This is a genomic window from Pantoea sp. C8B4, from assembly GCF_051336905.1.
Classification (GTDB): domain Bacteria; phylum Pseudomonadota; class Gammaproteobacteria; order Enterobacterales; family Enterobacteriaceae; genus Pantoea; species Pantoea rwandensis_B.
Genome location: NZ_JBGMNK010000005.1, coordinates 97,918 through 118,164, shown reverse-complemented (window position 1 = coordinate 118,164; position 20,247 = coordinate 97,918). Strand labels below are relative to the sequence as shown.

The following is a 20,247-nucleotide window of genomic DNA, read 5'->3' as shown; positions in this document are numbered from 1 at the left end:
ATGAAATATAGGAACATTACTTTAAAAGGTACGGCCGATATTTCTGAAGGCACAACTATCAACAATGTTGTGATTGCTGACAATGTAAAGATAGCAAAGCGTTGTTCAATATTTGGCTCAGCAGAACATCTTCTGCATATTGGAGAGCATAGTTATATTGGCATGAATACCCTTATCAATGGTTTTTCTGCTCCGGTATCAATAGGTGCCTGTGTCAGTATCGCGCAAAACGTCAACATTATGTCGGATTCTGGGCCAAATGCTAGTAATGAGTTACAACTAGCTTATCCTCTTATTGCCGAACCTGTCGTTATCAGTGATCATTGTTGGATTGGCGCTTCCTCTATAATTATGCCTGGCGTAACTTTGGGTAAATATTGTGTTGTCGCTGCAATGAGCTTTGTAAACAGATCATTCCCTGAATATAGCGTTATTGGTGGCTGTCCGGCCAGGCTGATTAGAAAACTAGACCCTTCCTTATTCAAAGGAATTGATAATGACTGAGATTTATAAAGACACCTTGCATCATATTAAAATTGATGTAATGAACACCAATACCACTTTGTTTAACAAAACCAGCTTCCTTAACTATCAAAGTCAAAAACTTGGCGCATCGGTAATCATATTTAAGCTATTCAGCAATGAGAAAAATAAATTATTAGCAAGCATTGATTTTGCAAGTGTGCTTGATAATTCAAAATGGTTCACTCCCGTCACAGGTGCATTCAGCCATATTTCATCTGAAAGCAAAACTTCTTCATCATCACTTGAACTCTTCATTAATCAAGTGATAAGTCATTTAAAAAAACAAAAAAACGCAAGTGAAATAATTTGGAAAACACCCCCTTTATACTTTGATGAGTTCATCAACCATAAAATACACAACATCATGTTTAGAACTGGCTGGAAAACACTTTCTAGCGAACTCAATTTCCATTTTGAGGTAACTACCCTGGAAAATTTTCGCCGCGGGCTGAACAGTACTAAACGAAAAGAACTTAATAAATGGAATCGCAGTAATAGCATTTTCGCGCTTGCTGAAAACGAACACGATAGAGAAGCCTGTTATCGAGTCATTAGAGAAAATAGAGAAGCGCAAAATTATCCGGTAACCATGAGCTATGAAGCAATATCCGATCTATTCCATGAGATGAAGGAAGATGTGCTTTTTTTCTCTTTAGCTGAAAACAAGGAACTGGTAGCATCCGCTATTGTCCTTCGCCTTAATAATTCGGTATTATATGTTTTCTATTGGGGTGAAAGTCCAGCCCACCGTGCGCGTTCTCCCGTTGTGAAAATCTGTGAATGCCTATATCAATACGCAATAGAAAATAACTTTAAAATTTTAGATATCGGCATATCAACTAATCATTCAGTCCCTAATGAAGGCTTAGTAAATTTTAAATTTGACATAGGTTGTCGTGTTTCACAAAAAAACATTTTCCATCACGATTAAAAGAAGAAAACCAATGAATGTAGAATTTTTGAGTTTGAAAAAAGTCAATCAGCGGTATCAAAATGAGTTAATTGAAGCTTGTACGAAAGTAATCAATTCAGGGTACTTTATTGACGGTAACGAGGTTAAGGCATTTGAACATGAATTCGCACACTTTTGCTGTACACGCCACTGTATAGGCACTGGGAACGGGCTTGATGCATTGAGCTTGGTTCTGCGCGCATGGAAAAAAATGGGTAAACTCCAGGTTGGTGATGAAGTTATCGTGCCAGCAAATACTTTCATCGCCACCGTGCTAGCAATCAATGAAAATGGTTTGACGCCCGTGATGGTCGAGCCAGATCCCACAACCTTCAACATCACTGCTCAAGCAGTAAATAAAGCAATAACACCACGCACGCGTGTTATTCTGCCAGTACATCTCTATGGGCAAATGGCACCAATGAAAGAACTCATTGATTTGGCTAATGCTCACAATCTGCTAGTTCTGGAAGATGCAGCACAAGCTCACGGTGCTAAAATTGATTCACAACCCGCTGGTAGTTGGGGACACGCAGCTGCTTTTAGTTTTTATCCCGGTAAGAATTTGGGTGCTTTAGGTGATGCTGGTGCAGTCACAACGAATGATGACGAGCTTGCGGCTCTCGTCTCGGCCATGCGCAATTACGGCTCATCAGAAAAATATCATCATCAGTATGCAGGTGTTAACAGTCGCCTCGACGAAATACAAGCTGCAATGCTGCGCGTTAAGCTACGCTATTTAAAAGAAGAAACCACTCAGCGCCGAGTGATTATAGAACGTTATCTTCACACTATTAAGAATCCTCTAATCAAACTACCTACAGCGGCCATTGAGGAATCACATGTGTGGCATTTATTTGTCATTCAATCCGAACATAGAGACGCATTACAAAACTGGTTGGCTAATCACAATATTAAAACATTAGTTCATTATCCTATTGCAATTCATAAGCAACCCGCATTTCAACATTTAAAACATCTACAATTCCCTGTCACTGAACAATTACATGAAAAAATCCTCTCTCTGCCCTTATCGGCAGCAATGACCTCAGAGGAAGTGGATTATGTAATATCCTGCTTGAATTCATTCCAGCCTTAATAAAACGCATTCAGAATAATTCTGAATGCGTTATAAATTACATTAATTTTTTAATCAGGTAGCCAAGCTCTCGCCCATTCACTCACATTATCACCGGTTAACATCCAGTTTTTAAGCACAGCTAAACGCAGCTCATCACCCATCTTCTCACTAGCCTTTCTGTCATCAAGATGCATACGCACTGCATCACTCCAGTCTTTAAATCGGTTACGGACTAACGTTACGGGCAGATCACCACGATAGCAAGCCACATCACTTGCAATCACTGGGTAACCGCAAGCACCATATTCCAGTAGGCGCAGGTTGCTCTTGCAGTTATTGAAAATATTTTCTTCCACTGGAGCCAGAGCAAGATCGAGATTTAAGGAGGCCAATTTTTCTGGGTAAAGGTTAATATCCGTCCCCATATGAAATTCGTGCAAATAGGGTTTCATTTTAGCTGGGCACATACCAAGAAATACCCACTCTACTTCATCAGCGAAAGCTTTCACTACATCAAAAATCATCTCCAGGTCACCAGTATGACTGGATCCTCCAGCCCAACCAACTCGTGGTTTTCTTCCTTGATTACGCGTGCTCTTCAAGTTGCCCCACCAGCGTTCAGGTAGACGGTTATTCACCACGACAATATTAGGGTGCATACCCTCAAATGCATTTCCTAATTCAGCCGTTGAGACAACGAAACGGTCAACGAAACTAAAGCTTTTACGCAGCATTTTAAGGGTATCACCCTTAAAGTTTTCCCGGTGGACGTTCTTTACCGGAACATTAGGCAGATAATCGTCCAGCTCAAAAACCTTATAGAGGTTGGTATATTTCTTAACATCACTCACCCATTCATGAAAGCTTTCAGAAAACTGGCGCTGCAAAATCAGACTATCAGCTTGATATTGATTGAGAACTGGCACACCTTGCCAGCCTGGGAGCATTTGCCCCCCAACTAAACCGGCTTCCTGCATTGCCGAGAAGGGTTCAATAATTCGGTAAAAACCACACCCGCTTAAGTCTGCTGCAGCTGGTATCACCACAGGTAATGGCTTCCAGTAAAGAGGTTGCCAGCTGCGTTGACTGTCCAGCGCAATATCAAATGAATCACTACTTACCGATAAATTGACGTTGTAGGCTGGATCATGGCTTAATATTGGCATCCAGCGTTCAAATATAGTTTTACGGTCTTCTTCCAGGTTTTTAATTTGTGATTTTGGTGCCTGACCTGAATTCTGGGCTACCGCCTGTGCAAATGGCGTCCAGACGATTAAATGTCCAGTTTCACGAACACGAAGACATAGGTCAATATCAGCATGATTTGTGAGTGAACTATCAAAGCCATTAATTTCGATAAGCAGGCTTTTCTTTGCTAACATAAACCTGCCTGAAACAGCACTATAATTCTGAGTCAGTCGCAAACGAGCCATGTGGGTTAAATGACTCTCATGCTTTCCCTCAAAAGCGTGCATAGCAATATCCGAACTACCCAAAATATATCCTGCATGGAGTACAATGCCCTGCTCATCAATCTGTTTTCCACCCACTATTCCAACTTCAGGCCGCTGTCCATGATTGAGTAGATCAATTAACCATTCTGGCTTAGTTATGCTTAAATCATCAGTAATGAAAACGCAAAAATCTCCATCACTGGATAAAATACCCTGATTGCACAACGCCGAATAATTCGCATCGTCATTGTTCCCACACCCCTTAATTTCTTTATTGACTAAAATGCCAATCTGCTGCAGTTGAGCCTTTTGTGTGGAGGACAATTGATAACTGGTCGATACAATTAGTTGATAAGATTCATAGCGGGTATTTTCAACGATACTGGCCAAAGTTTTCATCATCGCAACTTGATCCCGTTGCGAAATAATGATGATCGATACTAACGGCTTTTCTGCATGTTGATAATTAATATTAAAATATCTATCTTCATATTTTAATGCGACAGCGTCATTGTAGCCGCGATTCTCCAGATGCTGCAATAGTAAAGGCTCGACCCGATGCATACGCTGCGAATACGCTCTGCTAATAAACATGGGTTCAGCGATATGTCCAATGGAATGAGCATGGTTGCTCTCGATAAGTTTGAGGATTAAGCCAAATTCTGCACCTAAGCCTGATTTAGCATCGAATCCACCGACTGCCAATATTAATTCTCGTCGGAAAAACCAGTTTCGGGATTGCTCATCCGGGTTACTCAGTAATAAATCCAGATTGAATTCAGGGCGGAATGAAGCGCCAGTAATATAGTCACCGACATAATTTAACTCATCAGCATACAATGCAAGATTTTCGCGATACCGGGACAGGTTGAATTGCAGACTCTTCTGCCCTGAATCAGTAAATTTCGTTCCGGAATCGACGAAGACCAACCACTCGCATTCGCTCCTGGCAACTAATGCATTGATAGAATCAACATATTCTATCTCATCGGAGAAAACTATTACCTCATGTTTAGTGTCGAAATTTCTATCACTGAATATTGTCACCGTGTAATGCAGGCCTTGAAGAAACTCATCATTAATGGAATCAATTGTTTCCTGTATTAATTCTAATTCGCTGCTGCTATGGTGAATACATATATTTAAACTGACGTTAATATTATTTTGTTGATGATATTCGCCGAGGAGTTTTCTTTCAACTAAAGATATATTCCTTGTCTTGGTCCAGTTTTTTAATATGCTTTGGGTCAAACTATTTTGAAGATTGTGATGAACATTGATCAATTGATGCTCATTAGGTTTTGCCATTGGAGAAACCTGAATATAATCACCACTGAGCTGTCGTTGGGTAAACCAACCAGACCTTTTCAGATACTCACAAAGGTAAGTCGCATGCTCTGATGCTGAACGATCGTTTTCTCGCGCAATATGGCTAATCTGCAGGGCAGATAGTCGGAATGAGGCGGTTTTCTCAGTGAGGTACGCTAAATTTCCGTAGCGCAGCATTTTCAAGTAAAGCGTGAGATCATCCACAAAATTAATTATTTTACCCTCTATGTCAAAAAGGGAGCCCTCATTTAACATCAACTCCTGCAACAACTCATTTTTAAACAACACACAACATGGCTCGCCGATAAAGTTTTTAAGGTGAATGCTTTGCCAGCGAATGATATCTTCTCCAAGCATAATGCAGTCATACTTTACAGCCTCTCCTGTTGCAAAAGCTTCAGGTTTTATATTTCCCAATGGATCAATGAGATTTCGGCGTGAAGTCGCCAAAGACAGCGAAGGATGTTGTTCCATCACTGCGACCTGTTGAGCTATATTATTTGGCAAAATCAGGTCATCATCGTTCAAGAACTTAACATATTTTCCTTTGGCGTAAGATAAGCTTTTTTGGCAGTTTTCAATGGATCCACTTGAATTTCCTGTGCGAATATAACGTACAGGAAAACGACCATCATTCAGATATTCAGCGGCTAGTGATTCAATATGTTCATCGGGACTATCATCACCCACAATGATTTCACAGTGAGGATAGGTTTGCGCAAGCGCACTTTCAATGCACTCCTTGAACCACATGGGTTTATATGCCGGAATAATAATACTGACGAGTGGGTACTTTTCCATAACAAAGGCCTCGGGCTGATGCTGATTTCGCGCTGTTAGCAAGGGAGTGCATAATTTTTGATACTCTTGACTATAAGTTGTCGCGTCAAAAACAATCGTCATATCATCCCCCTGAAATAGTGCCATTCCTGCCGTTTATTTTTATGATTGCAAAAAAAAACCCCGCCGAAGCGGGGTTTGCGGAGCAACTTGTTTAAGTTGATTAGCCCTGCAGCAGAGACAGAACCTGCTGTGGAACCTGGTTAGCTTTAGCCAACACTGAGTTACCCGCCTGCTGGATGATCTGTGCTTTAGACATGTTTGAAACTTCAGTGGCGTAATCAGCATCCTGAATACGAGACTGTGCTTCAGACAGGTTAGTGGTGGTGTTGTTCAGGTTCGTTACCGCTGAATCCAGACGGTTCTGAATCGCACCCAGGGAGCTACGGAATTTATCTACAGAAGAGATTGCCGCATCCAGTGCCGCTAATGGGTCAGCAGTCTGGGTACCTGTGCTGGTAGAAGAAGTGGTCAGTTTACCCGCGCTGCTCACATAAACAGACGCACCTTCGGTCGCTGCGTATTTGCCTGAAGCACCAGCACCGTTAGAAGCAACAGTCACAGCACCTGTGTCTTTGTCAACATTGTAGTTAATGGTGTAACCAGAAGTCGCAGTCATCACGCCATCACCATCAACATAAGTCGCTGCAGAGGTACCACTTGCCAGGGTGGCAGTGTACGTCAAGGCTTCTTTGTTGAACGTGATAGATGTAGAGCTATCCGCTTTAACGTTAGCCAGCAGAGCATCTGAAGATACGGTGTCTTTGTAAGTCAGGCCGCTGTTAGCAGTTGCTGTGAAGTTGTAAGTCTTATCATCAAAGGTGACGCTACCTGCAGTGGTACCAGAAGACGCTGCAGTGAACAGGCTTGACATGGTTGCAGCAGTAGAGCCTGACACGTTGTTGGTAGTCAGTGCACCATTGCTGATATAGGCAGCTTTACCGCCGATGGTGATGTTACCATTAGCATCGGTATCGAAGCTTACTGAACCGGTAGATGAGGTATAAGTACCTGATTTAGTCTGGCCAGCGTCAGCTTTCAGTGTTGCACCATAAGTGCCGGCATCACCAGAAGCAACAGTCTTGTCGATTGAGAAATTGTTAGTTGCTGCATTATAGGTGTAAGTACCTGAAGCAGCTGAAGTGTTGCTAATGGTAACCTGGTCGCCATCGCTCAGTTTGCTGAATGCAGTATCTGCAGTCAGTTTGTCGAAGTTGGTGGTAACAGCATATGGACCAGTACCAGAAACGTCTGCACCAGCAGCAGACAGGTCACTGATGGTGGCAGTTTTGTTGGTGATAGTACCAGTACCATTAACGTTGAAGCCATTCAGACCCAGAGTAGAAGAGTCGATCTTCTTCAGGTCGATAGAGATGGTCTGGCCATCGTTCGCGCCTACCTGAATTTTCAGGGAGCCGTCTTTAGACAGTACGTTCACGCCGTTGAAGGTAGTCTGACCTGATACGCGGTCAATCTCGTCCAGACGTGATTTGATTTCGTCCTGGATTGAGTCCAGGTCAGACTGGCTGTTGGTGCCGTTCTGAGACTGTACAGTCAGTTCACGAACACGCTGTAAGTTGTTGTTGATTTCTGACAGTGCGCCTTCAGTAGTCTGCGCAGCAGAGATACCGTCGTTGGCGTTACGAGCAGCCTGAGTCAAGCCGGTGATGTTAGACTGGAAGCGGTTGGCAATTGCCTGACCTGCTGCATCGTCTTTTGCGCTGTTGATACGCAGACCAGATGACAGACGCTCGATAGAAGTTGAGAGCGCTGACTGGTTTTTGTTGATGTTGTTCTGGGTGATCAGCGAGAGGCTGTTGGTGTTAATTACTTGAGCCATGGTTAAGTTCCTATTAATCAAGTCTTTGGTTAAGGTGTGGGCTTCAACCCGCCGGCTTCAGCGCCGTCAAAGTTGTTATCGTCTGCCTTCAAACAACCTTTAGATTTTTTTTAGTACCAGGCGAAAATTTTTCCCTTCAACCTGTCACGCTTATCTTTATCGCCCTGCCCCCGCACTTCTTTAGTGCAACTTGATCATTTTTCTAGCGCCAGAAATACCCTTCTCTATAGCCTTTATTCGCTTTATCACTCGCTGGTAAATAAATCTAAACTTTGCCTCAAATAAGCCGATAACCGCGGTATTCACTCTCCGTGTCGACATGAAAAGGAAACAACATGGCTAGTATCACTACCCTCGGTGTCGGTTCAGGCCTCGACTTAAGTAGTATCCTGGATAGCTTATCCACTGCGGAAAAAGCCTCCTTAACACCGATCTCCAATCAGCAGAGCGCTTATACCGCAAAGCTGAGTGCCTACGGTACGCTCTCCAGTGCGTTGACGACTTTCCAGACCGCCAACACCGCGCTGAACAGTGCAGACCTGTTCTCTGCCACCACCGCCACCAGTAGCAGCAGCGCCTTCAGCGCCACCACCTCGGGTACCGTGGTTGCTGGCAAATACAGCGTGGCTGTTACGCAACTGGCTCAGGCACAGACACTCACCTCTGCGGTGCAAACCAGCAACACCACCGCATTGGGCGACAGCTCTGCCACCAGCCGCACCTTGACCATCAAACTTTCTGATGGCACCAGTAAAGATATCTCGCTGACCACCGACCAGACTTCACTGACTGGCATGCGTGATGCCATCAACGGTGCCAGTGCCGGCGTCAGCGCAAGTATTATCAAAGTGGCCGACGGTTCTTACCGCTTGTCACTGACCTCTTCCAAAACGGGGGAGGCCAACGCCGTATCATCGATTAGCGTGACGGGTGATGACACCCTGAACAATATCGTCGGTTTTGATTCGACCAAGACCGATGCCGATAACCCGATGGACGTGAGCGTGGCGGCGCAGGATGCCAAATTGACGGTGAATAACGTTGAGATCACCAACAGCAGCAACACCATCAGTGATGCGCTGGAAGGGATCACGCTGAACCTGACCGACACCACTTCCGGTAACCAAACGCTGACCGTCGCGCAAGATACATCGAAAGCGACCACCGCGATCTCAAACTTTGTCACTGCTTACAACACCCTGCTGGATCAGTTCAACACGCTGACCAAATACACCGCGGTGGATGTCGGTTCTGATACTCAGGACTCCAGCAACGGCGCTCTGGTGGGTGATAGCACACTGCGCAGCATCCAGACGCAGATCAAGAGCATGCTGACCAACTCGTCCAGCTCTTCAACCTATAAAACGCTGGCACAGATTGGCATCACGACTGACCCGACGACGGGTGAGTTGACGCTGGATTCCGACAAGCTCAAAACCGAGCTGACGAAAGATCCGGATGGCATCAAGCAGATGATTGTGGGTGACGGTAAAACCACCGGCATCACCACCACCTTGGCCACTAACCTCACCAGCTGGCTCTCTTCCACTGGCAGCATTCAGTCAGCGAAAGACGGTGTCAGTAAAACGCTGAACAATCTGACTCAGCAGTACAACGACATGAACACACGTATCAACAATATGATCGCGCGTTACAAAGCGCAGTTTACCCAGCTCGACGTCACCATGAGCTCGCTGAACAGCACCAGCTCTTATCTGACGCAGCAGTTCGATACGTCAAGCAGCTCTAGCTCGAAATCGTAAGGAGTGAACATGTACAGCGCAAATGGCACTCAGGCCTATGCAAAAATTGGTGTGGAAAGCTCCGTAATGAGCGCCAACCAACAGCAACTGATCACGCTGCTGTTTGACGGTGCGATCAGTGCACTGATCCGTGCTCGCCTGTTTATGCAGGATGGCAATATTCAGGGAAAAGGTAATTCGATTTCCAAAGCGATTAACATCATCGAAAGCGGACTGAAGCAGGGTCTGGATGAGCAGTCAGGCGATGACCTCACCGACAATCTGTTAGGTCTTTATGCCTATATGGTTCGCCGTTTGATTCAGGCGAATCTGCGTAATGATGTTGAAGCTCTCGAAGAAGTAGAAGGCCTTCTGCGTAACATCGCGGATGCCTGGAAAGAAGTCGCACAACCTCAACACCTTCAGGACGCCGTTTAATGAATAACGCACCGCAACTGATAAACGTTTACCAACAGCTACTCGATCTCAGCCATGGAATGCTGCGCCTGGCCGCAGACGGCGAATGGGATGACCTGATTATTAAGGAAGTGGATTACGTCAGTGCGGTGCAAACGTTGGCCCGCTCGACTGAGGCCTCGCCACCATCCAACTCTATGCAAGAACAACTGCGCCCGGTACTGCGCCATATCCTGGACAATGAGAGTGAAGTCAGACGTCTACTACAGGCGCGCATGGACGAACTGTCGCAGTTGATTGGTCAATCCACGATGCAAAAGTCGGTGATGAGTGCTTACGGCAAGCAAGGAAATGTGTATCTGCCGCAGAATTAATGCGCGGCGGGCTGAATGAGAAACGGGTGAGCTGATGCTCACCCGTTTTTTTATGCTTTGCCTACGGCATCACTTCTGCGCAGGGACCGACACCGGCTCCATAATCTGCGGCTGAATATTCTGAATCACCGCATCCTTCGGACGCTTCGCCACCTGCTCCAGCGCCTGCTGGCACTCAACAGTGGGTTGATCGACCTTGCGCATGCGCAAGCCGTCATAACGCAGTTCACCGTTCTCCAGCGTTATCGGCATGACGCGCATCTGCCGCGTCACGTTGACCCACTCATCGCTCAGGCGGGTTAACTTGCCCGGTTTGGCAATCACGCGCTGCCACTGACGGCAGTCCAGCGTGTCGCCTTCTGCACCAATGATCAGGCTGCCCATCGCCTGACCACTGATCAACTTGCTCTGCGGTCCGACAGTTTGCCAGTTACCTTGCAATTCCACTGGTGCCGGGGTTTTTACCGCTTCATCGTAATTGCTGATTTGCGCACATCCGCTCAAGCCCAGCGCGGCCAATACCATCCACTTTTTCATTCCTGGTCCCTACACTCGCCTCAATGGCGGCTACGTTATAATTTTTCGCGTAAGTTACGCAAGGAATCTCGGCGAAAAGCCGGCTGAGCCTGACAATACGGCTCGCGCACGTTACACTAGCGCGCAAGTCGATAAGCAGGAAATTCGCATGAAAACCCCAGAAGAGTATTACGCCCAGGCACGCACGATGTTTTTTGCCGCGCACGCCGATTTTCAAGCCGCGCTGGATGAACTGACCGAGAGCGACGCACGCGCGGCCAACTTGTCACTGCGTCAGCTGCGTGAATGGCACGCTGAGCGCATCTACGCCGCATTCTTACGCCAGAAAAAGCTGGATGGCATGCTGTTTTCCATTCAACTGGCAGAGCCTGATAAAGCGGTTGCGGCTGAAGCCATTGAAACTTACCTGAAATCACATGCGGAAGCGCTCGGCATGACGTGGGAAGAGTTTTGCATCAAGAACGAACTTTAAGCGCTGCGGCCCTAAAAATATATCTCATACACACCTCCAACCACACAAATCGGCAAGGAAAAAGTTGTACAATTTAGATTAAGTTGTATAACTTATATCTGACGGCTTCGGTCGTAGATTGTCCTTGAACGAAGGTGCTATTGCGCCGCCTCTGGAGGAGTTGCTGGATTTCCCCTCCAGAGGTAGTATTTTTTCCCCCTATCCTTCTCGCTCGACTCCCTTCACTTCGACATAACGCGCAACGGCTAGTAGGCGGTTAATGTGCGTCAATAGCAGATCCACGTCTGACTGTAGAAATAACTCACCAGAACGCGATGCGGTAACGATGGCGTCCTGCACGGTTTCCGTGATGGTCAGCGAATTATCATCTTTAGCCTGAATCAATAATGCCGCCAGCAGCAGTGATTGTGCCTCCACCTGTGCCACCAGTTCTTTTGCATCCGTATCCATCTTTGCCATTTTCAGCAGAATATCGATCACCAGTTGCCGCATGTTTACCCCCTAAATAAGCCAATTCCCTGTGTAACGCTGTTGAGCATCAGTGCAAATCCCGCTAACTGTATCTCAGATAGAAAAATATTCTTCCCTGTAGGGCTTCGAGCCTTGCCACTGTTTTTATTTACAGTAATATGACGCACCCTCTTTGAAGAATGGACTGCCCTGATGTTTGTGGAGCTGATTTACGATAAGCGCAACGTCGCCGGTTTGCCGGGCGCACGTGAGATGATATTGCAGGAATTGGAGAAGCGCGTGCAACGCGTATTTCCTGAGATCGAGGTACGCGTCAAGCCAATGGAGCGAAACGCCATTGATACCGATCTGAGTAAGAATGATAAAGCGACGGTGGCACGTATTGTCGAAGAGATGTTCGATGAAGCAGAGATGTGGCTAATGGCCGATTAAGCCACTAGCGCGGGGGAACTTAGCAAATGCCCCGTAAACCCTCGCCCAATTGGGCGGGGATATAAGGGGGAGCTAAACAGGGGGGGGTCTGCGAGGCTACGTAAGCCTTCAATGTTTCAATTGTAGCGCCGCCAGCATTACAGGCGAAAGAGGAGCGTGACCAGAGCACCCCGCTATTACTCGCCTTGCGTAAGTGTGTGTTCAGAATGCGCACACGGCGGCTACTGATCGACTTCAAATTATTCACCAGCACACTGATAGACAGTTTCGGCGGGTACGCTATCAAAACGTGAACGTGAACTGCTCTCCCGTCCATTTCCAACATCTCAATTTCCCGCTTCTCCGCGGCGCTTGAAACGCTTCCCTTATCTATCTGCTGGATCATCATGCCGTCGAAAATATTTCGTCGGTATTTCGTCGTCAATATCAGATGCACGACCCGTTTACTGACGCTATGGCGTCGTGAGAGATAACCGCAAATGTCTGGTTATGTATAGCCCATTGAACACGCATTCTGCCGCGCGTAAAGTGAGCGACAATTCGCTCTGGACCTGAAAATGAAGAGAGCAACCAAAGTACGCATTTATCCCACCGCAGAACAAGCCGCATTCTTAAATGCGCAGTTCGGCGCGGTGCGCTTTGCCTACAATAAAGCCCTTCATATCAGCCGTCATATGTACCAGCATCACGGCGTTTCCCTCAAGCCAGTACGTGACATAAAGCCGCTGCTGGCCGTGGCGAAGAAGTCACGTCGCTATGCCTGGCTCAAAGAATATGACTCACTGGCGCTACAGCAAGCGGTCATCAATCTGGACCGGGCGTTTACTAACTTCTTCCAGAAACGAGCCGGATTCCCCACTTTCAAAAGCAAACATGGCAAGCAATCCAGCTACCATCCCAACGGGAAGGTGTTAACTGATGCTATCCAGTTACCGAAGTTGAAGCCTGTCCGGGCGAACATCCACCGGGAGATTGTCGGCAAGGTTTCCAGCATCACGATCACCCGCACCGCAGCGGGCAAATACTATGCCTCGATACTCGCAGATGATGGACAAGAGGCAGCAGCAAAGCCGACTTACATCACTACCGTAGCGGGCTATGATCTGGGGCTATCGCACTACCTGATCGACAATGACGGCGGCAAGGTGGCGAATCCACGCCATCTGGTCAACGCATACCGCCGCTTGCGCCGTGACAGCAAGGCGCTATCCCGTAAGAAGATGGGCAGCGCAAACCGCGGCAAGGCTCGCTTACGCCTTGCCGCCCAACACGAACGGGTAGCCAATGCCCGCGCTGATTTCCAGCACAAACTTTCCAGACGCATTATCGACGAAAACCAAGCGGTGATTGTGGAAACGCTGAAATCGGCAAACATGATGAAAAACCGTCGACTTGCCCGTCATATCGGGGATGCGGCATGGTCTGGATTTGTGGCTAAACTTGCCTACAAAGCGGAGTCGGCAGGGGTTCACCTGGTCAAACTGGATCAGCGGTTCGCCAGCTCAAAAACGTGCCATTGTTGCGGTCACAAAATGCCGGAAATGCCGCTAAATGTGCGCGAATGGAAATGCCCCGGCTGTAGTGCCGATCATGACCGAGATATAAACGCGGCGATCAACATACAGCACAAGGGCATAACAGAATTAATGGCGGCGGGTCACGTCGTCAAAGCCCATGGAGGCTTGCATAATTCTGGCTTTAAGCCAGTTGCAGCCTGAGAAGTGGGAAGCCTCGCCGTTTACGGCGGGGAGCAGTCACCTTTCTTGCTCGCTGTGATTGATGGCGATCTCTAAATCCTGAATCGCCAGCTCAATATCATCTAACAGCTGTCCCTGCTTGTTGAGCAGCGTGTCAAAACGTCCCGCATACTCTTTATCTTTGTACTCGCCTGCATCAAATGCCAACCAGTGGCTGGATAGCGTCTCAGTATTGGTCTGCGCATAGTGACGCATCTCTTTTAACTGGGAGGTGACATCACGCAGGTAGTCAGTTTTGGTTTTGATTGCCTCTGTATCACTCATGCTATCTTCCTTTTCGCTAATTAAACCCGTTTAAATAACGTCTGAATGATTAAAGTTAGTAGAAAATAGCGAGACCGCACTAAGAATAATCGGAAGATGAAAAGGCGACCCGAAGGCCGCCACAGAATTAAAGATACTTGCGCGCGAGGGCAATCAGCTCATCCTTCGCAGCCGTACCTAACTTCTCAACCCCACTTTCGACAAAGTTGAATGCCTGAGTGAAGTCCTTCACGCTGGCGCTGATATCCTGACTGACAGCATCCGTAATGATTCCCGCTACAGGCTGCTCAGCCAGATTGCCGACGGTAGAAGCCGATGAAGGCCCGGCGCTGGCAGAACCGTTTGCTAGCGTATCCGGCGTGGCCAACTGCTGGGTGAGATCCGTTGCATCCGCTACGGCCGCTGCAGGTTGTGGCTCGCTGCCAGCATTCACTGCTGGCGTTGTGGAGCCAGAGACAGGTGCACTGTCTACAGCGGGAAGTGTGGCGTCAGCTGCTGGCACACTATTCACCGCAGGCGTTGAAGCATCCGACGCTGGCACGCTACTCACGGCTGCTGTTGAGACGTCCTGTGCTGGTGCACTGCTCTCCGCCTTCCCCGCCACCTCATTAGCAAAACTCTCTAACGGTGATAGCGTGCTGGCATCCGCTGATGCACTATTTTCGATAACAGTTTGGTCGCTCATAATTTTCTCCTTCTTGCTTAATAAAGACTGCAATCGGCCGAAGCTAACTGCAATCCGCTCGGTAATACTCATCATGGCCTCCTTAATGCGTCGATTCGGGCGGCGCGTCCTCTCCCACCACTTGCTTCACTTTGTCCGCCGTTTTGTTCGCGGTGCGATCGGGCAAGCCGTCGAGTTTTTTCTGCAGCGCGACTAATTGGCTGGTCAGTTCGGCCACCCGCGCTTCCCTCCGGTCCGAAATCGCACGGTACTGCTGGCGAATGTCTTCCACCCGGCGATTGGCGCTGTTATTCACGAACACGAACATAATTGTCATCGCCACACACAGCAGCGACAGCATCAGTAGCAGGCCGCCTAGCAGTAGCTGGCGCCGGTGGCCTCGCACTGAAAACTCACTGTTTATCTGCACCATCGCGACTCTCCTCTAAGGTGGTGATCAGTTGATTGATCTGACTGCGGAATTTATCGCTATGATCAGATTCCGTGGTGGCTAACAGAATGCCCAACGCGTTCTTTATCAGCCGTAGATCGGTCTCCAGCGAAGAGATGCGCCGCAGGTTTTTGTCGTGGCGAATACGCAGGTCATCATTCTCCTGGCGCATCAACGCATGGCTCTCTTTGAGAAGCATCACCTGCTCTTTGTAGCTGGTGATGATCTCGCCGCCGGCGCGATTGCTGGTGACGATGGCCGCGATGCCTGCCATTAAGGGTTTCCAGAACACAGCTGCCGCACCGCCACCGAGAAGCAGCGCACCGACGCTGGTCACCAAACTACTTTCCATGCCTCACCTCTCTTTACTGGCAAGGGATCCACCTGAGGAACATGTTGCCCGCCCTTGCCAGTGATGCGGTCAACATCAGAATTTAAGTTTACTTTAATTAATGAATTTAAGTATACTTAAGTAAAGCACAGAGGAGTTGTCAAGATGATGAAAAAAGAATCTGTGGGTGAGCGCATCCGCAGCCGTCGTAAAACCCTGAAGCTTACACAGCAAGGAGTGGCAAGCGGCATTGGCGTGTCACACGTTGCTGTTTCACAATGGGAAAAGGAGGAGACCCTCCCGCGTGGCGAGAATCTGTTAAGGCTGGCAGAACTGCTGCAATGTACCGCCGCATGGATTATTGATGGTGAGGGCGAGGTGTTTACCACCCCGTCTACAGTCAGTGACGTCAGCGCCCTGCCGTTGATCACCCTGGCACAAGCGGCAGCATGGATGCAGGAGCAGCGCTTATTGATTCGGCAGCAGGCAACCCGCTTTCTCTTTAGCGACAGCAAACTGAGTGAATCGGCGTTGGCGATCACTCTGGATGATGCCGCGATGCAACCTGACTACCGACCCGGCGATACGCTGATTTTCGACCCAGCTGTTGCGCCGCAACCGGGTGATGTGGTGCTGGCGCACATCAATGGCGAGGTTCTGGTACGTATTTATCGCCTGATGACTGAACAGCACGACGAACAAATTTTCTCGTTACGACCGTTGAATGAGGATTTTCCTGTGCAGATATCGTCTGAGAAAAAGATTGAATTAATCGGAACTATGATGGAAATGCGCCGCTATCGCGTCAGGTAAAAGAATGCAAAAAACCCGCCTATGAGCGGGTCAAAACAAGCAAAACTACGGCAATTATTACAAAACGTCGGTCAGATGATCGACGACAACCCTCCCGTGCACATCCTTCTGCGTAATGCGATAGTTAACACAATATGAGCGGCGGTTGCAGAGCTTATCGAACAGCGTCACGCTGCCTTTTTGCTTGCCGTCTACGCTAACAATATGCCATTCAGTGACATCTTCCTGACCGCGGTTGTTGAGTCTTAATACGCTCTGTTCAACTAAACGGTCGCTATCATCAATCTTTAAATAGTCGCGTAACATTATGCTCACCTCTGGTTAACGAGGGCCAAGATACGCTTTTTATTTATCCATTCAATCGAAATTATTTATCGTAGATGCTCCCACGGTGCAATTAATTAACAATTCGATTTGACGCCGTTTCGCTAGCCGTTTCGGTTAACTCATTAATTGGAAAATAGTTTACGATTCGAGTCTATATTGGTGGACAGCCCCCGCCCCTGGCCTGCTACTGTAGGCCCCACAATAAAAAGCTGTCCGGACAATCGCTATGCTTACCACCATCATTTATCGCAGCCACCTCCATGACCATGTTCCTATCAAGACACTCGAAGACATGGTGAAAAAAGCGAATAACAAAAACAGCTCGCACGATGTCACAGGGATTCTGCTTTTTGATGGGCTGCACTTCTTTCAGCTACTTGAAGGACCACGTGAAGCCGTACAGGGTATTTATGATCGCATCTGCCAGGACGCCCGCCACCACAATCTGGTGGAGTTAATGCATGACTTTGCTCCCGCTCGCCGCTTTGGCAAAGTGGGGATGGAGCTGTTTGATTTACGCGAGCATGATAAATCCATGGTGCTACAAGCCGTGTTAGACAAAGGCACCTCGCGCTATCAACTGACCTACGATGATCGCGCATTGCAGTTCCTGCGCACCTTTGTTATCGCTCGTGATAAAGAGAACTACTTTGAAATCCCCGCCGCCAGCACCTGGGAATTCATTGCGGATGAGCCATCTCGTACCCTTCAGGATGAAGTCATTGACTCACTGAAAGAGTGCCACTTTGCCTTTCAGCCGATTATCGATCCGTTTGCACGCCGCGTGGCGTCATATGAGGCGTTAATCCGCACCCCGAATGGCGGTTCTCCTGGCGAATACTTTTCTGCCTTCGGTGGCGAGGCTGTTTATCATGCGGATATTCAGTCTAAAAAGCTGGCGTTCGAACTGGCGAAAAAGTTAGGTATTGGCGAACACAGTATTTCCATTAACCTGCTGCCAATGTCTTTGGTCACAGTGCCTGGCGCGGTGGAGTTTCTGCTGACGCAGATTGAAGCCAATGGTTTGGTACCCGAGCAAGTGATTGTTGAAGTCACTGAAAATGAGATCATCTCGCGCACCGATGAGTTTGCGGCACAGGTGCGCAAACTGAAATCGGCGGGTATCAGTCTGGCATTGGATGATTTCGGCGCGGGCTTTGCTGGCCTGTCACTGTTATCGCGATTCCAGCCGGACAAAATTAAGATTGATCGTGAGTTGATTAGCGATGTGCACAAAAGCGGTCCTAAACAGGCCATTTTGCATGCCATCATTAAGTGCTGTAACTCGCTGGAAATTGCGGTCATCGCCGAAGGCGTAGAGAAAGCGGAAGAGTGGATGTGGCTGGAAGCCGCGGGCATTAGCCAGTTCCAGGGATATTTGTTCGCCCGTCCGCAGTTAAACGGCTTCCCTGCAATCGCCTGGCCGGAAATTAAAGCCTGAGACTGAGAAATGATAAAAACCGCCCATCAACCGGCGGTTTTTTGTATTTAAAGTGGTGAATAACCCGGCGGTAATAATCTATCGCTGATGATTTGGTAATTCATCAACTTGAAAGAGCTTAGCGTGATGGGCACGGCAACGCAGGGTCGATACCAGCCAAACTGCCTTATATATCGCCAGACTTCTGGCGGATTATCTTTATCTCGAACCCAGTAATAACCTTCTTTCATACTTACACGCTTCTTATCGCTGCAACCCTTACTCAACACTCTTCAACACGTTGCGTGATGTGCATGTTGCCCACCGAGTTCCCTGCTCTGAAGAATGCTTACCTGACTGGCACACTCTATCATACCGAAGGCGTATTTGATCAGTAAGTTGTTGTTTTATTTAGCGCTTCGCTTATCGACACCGATATTAACGGCATAAAAAAAGCCGCATTCGCGGCTTACTCAGGCATCAATAATAGGTGACATCTATGGTGCCGTACTGCCTGTCCGTCACTTGCCCTGCGCCGTCCGTGGTGACGGTGTCGCAACGGAAAGGGACATCATTCTTATATTGGCACTGGGTGGTGACCGTCTTGCTCTGCTCGTTTCTTTGCACCGTCGTGATCACGTCGGATATCTTTTTCGCGTCCGTATCATGTTTGGCACTGGCGCGTGAAACTTCCTCATCGCCCTTCTTAATACTTAACAGCGTCATATCACCGACGTTATTGTAGGTCAGATGGAATTTAACATCAGAGGCGGGAGAGGAGATTTGATCGACCCAACCCTGTTCGTTATAGCCAATATCCACTGTCATGGTGGGAGTGACTTTTTTTATTAGCGCGCACTGCTTATTCAGCGTGACGACCACATCCTGACCGTTCTCAGTGCCAGTCAGTTTATCGCCTTCCCGCGTCACTTCGGTGATCTCCCCGGCTTTATCGATCGATTTCACATGGGAAATGCAGCCTTGCTCATCGAACGCGATATCGACATCAAAGATTGGCGTGTCGTCGGCGCTAAACAGGCGCTGATGAGTGCTTTTGACTTTGCCGGGAATGGCTTCGAACTGATAGAGGTAAGCGTAATTTTTCATCTGCGGTGCAAAGTCCGCATTTTTATTATCACAGCCGGATAGCATGATCGTTGCCATCATCAGCAGCAGGGTGGGCTTCACGTGAGAATCCTCTTCTCGATATACGCTGTGTGTCAGGCCAGCATCATGCCGCTGTTACTGAAAAAGATAAATGCTTTCCCGCCTGACACCGCAACAATCTGTGCAGCTACTACACCTGCATATTCATGATATCGGTGTACGCCGAGACCAGTTTGTTACGCACCTGAATCCCCATTTGCATGGAAATGGAGGATTTCTGCAGATCGACCATCACATCGTTTAACTGGATGCCCGGTTTGCCCATTTCAAAATCCTGCGCCTGGGTGCGAGCCGCGGTTTGCGTGTCGCTAATCTTATCCAGTGCTGCTTTCATGGTGGCACCAAAATCTACCTGATTGGTTGACTCGGCCTGCTTGCCGCTGGCCTGTAACGACGTTAACTGCAGCTGCTGCAACACACCATCAATTGCCTGAATCGACATTGCCTGTACCTCATTAAAGAAGGGTTTAAATTTTCACGCTGCAAAAGTTAACACACTGTCAATAGGACAAAGGCGCTAAATAAACGTAAAAAACCCAGCTTATCCAGCCATCGAAGTGACCCGATTCATCAATAATGCCAGCCAT

At 47.8% G+C, this 20,247-nt stretch carries 23 protein-coding genes; 11 read left to right on the top strand and 12 right to left on the bottom strand.

Going from position 1 to position 20,247, the window contains the following annotated elements; all coding sequences use genetic code 11:
• Genes ACCW76_RS08490 through ACCW76_RS08480 form a run of 3 tightly spaced genes read left to right on the top strand, consistent with a single transcriptional unit; the run spans nucleotide 1 to nucleotide 2,576 of the window.
• Nucleotides 1–504 (top strand): acyltransferase, encoded by a 504-nt coding sequence (locus tag ACCW76_RS08490; RefSeq protein ID WP_436338321.1) that lies wholly within the window; start codon nucleotides 1–3, stop codon nucleotides 502–504.
• The gene (locus tag ACCW76_RS08485; RefSeq protein WP_436338320.1) at nucleotides 497–1,456 is read left to right on the top strand and encodes a peptidogalycan biosysnthesis protein; all 960 of its coding nucleotides are present in this window, start codon (nucleotides 497–499) and stop codon (nucleotides 1,454–1,456) included. The genes ACCW76_RS08490 and ACCW76_RS08485 overlap by 8 nt, the downstream gene beginning before the upstream one ends.
• Nucleotides 1,457–1,469: 13 nt before the next feature.
• Complete coding sequence (locus ACCW76_RS08480) at nucleotides 1,470–2,576, top strand: DegT/DnrJ/EryC1/StrS family aminotransferase (protein WP_436338319.1); 1,107 nt, start codon at nucleotides 1,470–1,472, stop codon at nucleotides 2,574–2,576.
• A gap of 50 nt (nucleotides 2,577–2,626) precedes the next feature.
• Here the strand turns inward: ACCW76_RS08480 and ACCW76_RS08475 are convergent, their stop codons facing one another.
• Both ACCW76_RS08475 and ACCW76_RS08470 read right to left on the bottom strand, forming a co-directional pair.
• A complete protein-coding gene (locus ACCW76_RS08475) occupies nucleotides 2,627–6,244 on the bottom strand; it encodes a glycosyltransferase (RefSeq protein ID WP_436338318.1) in 3,618 nt (1,205 codons plus the stop codon).
• A 100-nt stretch (nucleotides 6,245–6,344) separates the two neighbouring features.
• A complete protein-coding gene (locus ACCW76_RS08470; protein ID WP_436338317.1) occupies nucleotides 6,345–8,021 on the bottom strand; it encodes a FliC/FljB family flagellin in 1,677 nt (558 codons plus the stop codon).
• Nucleotides 8,022–8,356: 335 nt separating this feature from the next.
• Between ACCW76_RS08470 and fliD the strand changes: the two genes are divergently transcribed.
• From fliD to fliT, 3 genes are read left to right on the top strand one after another with little or no spacing between them, the layout of a single operon-like run.
• The gene (gene fliD, locus ACCW76_RS08465; protein ID WP_436338316.1) at nucleotides 8,357–9,784 is read left to right on the top strand and encodes a flagellar filament capping protein FliD; all 1,428 of its coding nucleotides are present in this window, start codon (nucleotides 8,357–8,359) and stop codon (nucleotides 9,782–9,784) included.
• A gap of 9 nt (nucleotides 9,785–9,793) precedes the next feature.
• Nucleotides 9,794–10,201 (top strand): flagellar export chaperone FliS, encoded by a 408-nt coding sequence (gene fliS, locus ACCW76_RS08460; protein WP_038646375.1) that lies wholly within the window; start codon nucleotides 9,794–9,796, stop codon nucleotides 10,199–10,201.
• Complete coding sequence (fliT, locus tag ACCW76_RS08455; RefSeq protein ID WP_038646372.1) at nucleotides 10,201–10,554, top strand: flagella biosynthesis regulatory protein FliT; 354 nt, start codon at nucleotides 10,201–10,203, stop codon at nucleotides 10,552–10,554. Before fliS ends, fliT begins: the two co-directional genes overlap by 1 nt.
• A 69-nt stretch (nucleotides 10,555–10,623) precedes the next feature.
• Here fliT and yedD read toward each other — a convergent pair whose 3' ends face one another.
• The gene (gene yedD, locus ACCW76_RS08450) at nucleotides 10,624–11,091 is read right to left on the bottom strand and encodes a lipoprotein YedD (RefSeq protein WP_436338315.1); all 468 of its coding nucleotides are present in this window, start codon (nucleotides 11,089–11,091) and stop codon (nucleotides 10,624–10,626) included.
• Nucleotides 11,092–11,239: 148 nt separating this feature from the next.
• Between yedD and ACCW76_RS08445 the strand changes: the two genes are divergently transcribed.
• Complete coding sequence (locus ACCW76_RS08445) at nucleotides 11,240–11,563, top strand: DUF6388 family protein (protein WP_034824381.1); 324 nt, start codon at nucleotides 11,240–11,242, stop codon at nucleotides 11,561–11,563.
• Between the two features lie 198 nt (nucleotides 11,564–11,761).
• On the opposite strand, the gene iraP is transcribed toward ACCW76_RS08445, so the two are convergent.
• Nucleotides 11,762–12,055, bottom strand: a complete 294-nt coding sequence (gene iraP / locus ACCW76_RS08440) for an anti-adapter protein IraP (RefSeq protein ID WP_436338313.1) — start codon at nucleotides 12,053–12,055, stop codon at nucleotides 11,762–11,764.
• 171 nt (nucleotides 12,056–12,226) lie between these two features.
• Here iraP and ACCW76_RS08435 point away from each other — a divergent pair, with 171 nt between their 5' ends.
• Nucleotides 12,227–12,466, top strand: a complete 240-nt coding sequence (locus tag ACCW76_RS08435; protein ID WP_436338312.1) for a DinI-like family protein — start codon at nucleotides 12,227–12,229, stop codon at nucleotides 12,464–12,466.
• Nucleotides 12,467–12,485: 19 nt separating this feature from the next.
• Here ACCW76_RS08435 and tnpA read toward each other — a convergent pair whose 3' ends face one another.
• Nucleotides 12,486–12,947 (bottom strand): IS200/IS605 family transposase, encoded by a 462-nt coding sequence (tnpA, locus tag ACCW76_RS08430; protein ID WP_436338386.1) that lies wholly within the window; start codon nucleotides 12,945–12,947, stop codon nucleotides 12,486–12,488.
• Between the two features lie 76 nt (nucleotides 12,948–13,023).
• Between tnpA and ACCW76_RS08425 the strand changes: the two genes are divergently transcribed.
• Nucleotides 13,024–14,184 (top strand): RNA-guided endonuclease TnpB family protein, encoded by a 1,161-nt coding sequence (locus tag ACCW76_RS08425; RefSeq protein WP_436338310.1) that lies wholly within the window; start codon nucleotides 13,024–13,026, stop codon nucleotides 14,182–14,184.
• 36 nt (nucleotides 14,185–14,220) lie between these two features.
• On the opposite strand, the gene ACCW76_RS08420 is transcribed toward ACCW76_RS08425, so the two are convergent.
• The 4 genes from ACCW76_RS08420 to ACCW76_RS08405 form a co-directional block, all read right to left on the bottom strand.
• Entirely contained in the window at nucleotides 14,221–14,487 is a 267-nt protein-coding gene (locus ACCW76_RS08420; RefSeq protein WP_436338308.1) for a hypothetical protein, read from the bottom strand.
• A gap of 127 nt (nucleotides 14,488–14,614) precedes the next feature.
• Nucleotides 14,615–15,172 carry a hypothetical protein gene (locus ACCW76_RS08415; RefSeq protein ID WP_436338306.1) on the bottom strand — a complete coding sequence of 186 codons (558 nt, stop codon included), beginning with the start codon at nucleotides 15,170–15,172 and terminating at the stop codon, nucleotides 14,615–14,617.
• 82 nt (nucleotides 15,173–15,254) lie between these two features.
• Nucleotides 15,255–15,584: a hypothetical protein gene (locus tag ACCW76_RS08410; RefSeq protein ID WP_045834044.1), complete on the bottom strand. Its 330-nt coding sequence runs from the start codon at nucleotides 15,582–15,584 to the stop codon at nucleotides 15,255–15,257.
• The gene (locus ACCW76_RS08405) at nucleotides 15,565–15,954 is read right to left on the bottom strand and encodes a hypothetical protein (RefSeq protein ID WP_034824400.1); all 390 of its coding nucleotides are present in this window, start codon (nucleotides 15,952–15,954) and stop codon (nucleotides 15,565–15,567) included. Before ACCW76_RS08405 ends, ACCW76_RS08410 begins: the two co-directional genes overlap by 20 nt.
• Nucleotides 15,955–16,098: 144 nt before the next feature.
• On the opposite strand from ACCW76_RS08405, the gene ACCW76_RS08400 reads away from it, so the two are divergent.
• Entirely contained in the window at nucleotides 16,099–16,746 is a 648-nt protein-coding gene (locus ACCW76_RS08400; RefSeq protein ID WP_436338303.1) for a helix-turn-helix domain-containing protein, read from the top strand.
• A 57-nt stretch (nucleotides 16,747–16,803) separates the two neighbouring features.
• Here the strand turns inward: ACCW76_RS08400 and ACCW76_RS08395 are convergent, their stop codons facing one another.
• On the bottom strand, nucleotides 16,804–17,052 hold the full coding sequence (locus ACCW76_RS08395) for a hypothetical protein (protein ID WP_038646357.1): 249 nt from the start codon (nucleotides 17,050–17,052) through the stop codon (nucleotides 16,804–16,806).
• Nucleotides 17,053–17,299: 247 nt separating this feature from the next.
• On the opposite strand from ACCW76_RS08395, the gene ACCW76_RS08390 reads away from it, so the two are divergent.
• Entirely contained in the window at nucleotides 17,300–18,514 is a 1,215-nt protein-coding gene (locus ACCW76_RS08390) for a diguanylate phosphodiesterase (protein WP_436338301.1), read from the top strand.
• Between the two features lie 459 nt (nucleotides 18,515–18,973).
• On the opposite strand, the gene ACCW76_RS08385 is transcribed toward ACCW76_RS08390, so the two are convergent.
• Nucleotides 18,974–19,681: a YnfC family lipoprotein gene (locus ACCW76_RS08385; RefSeq protein WP_436338299.1), complete on the bottom strand. Its 708-nt coding sequence runs from the start codon at nucleotides 19,679–19,681 to the stop codon at nucleotides 18,974–18,976.
• 109 nt (nucleotides 19,682–19,790) lie between these two features.
• On the bottom strand, nucleotides 19,791–20,102 hold the full coding sequence (fliE, locus tag ACCW76_RS08380) for a flagellar hook-basal body complex protein FliE (protein ID WP_034824419.1): 312 nt from the start codon (nucleotides 20,100–20,102) through the stop codon (nucleotides 19,791–19,793).
• Nucleotides 20,103–20,247: the final 145 nt, after the last annotated feature.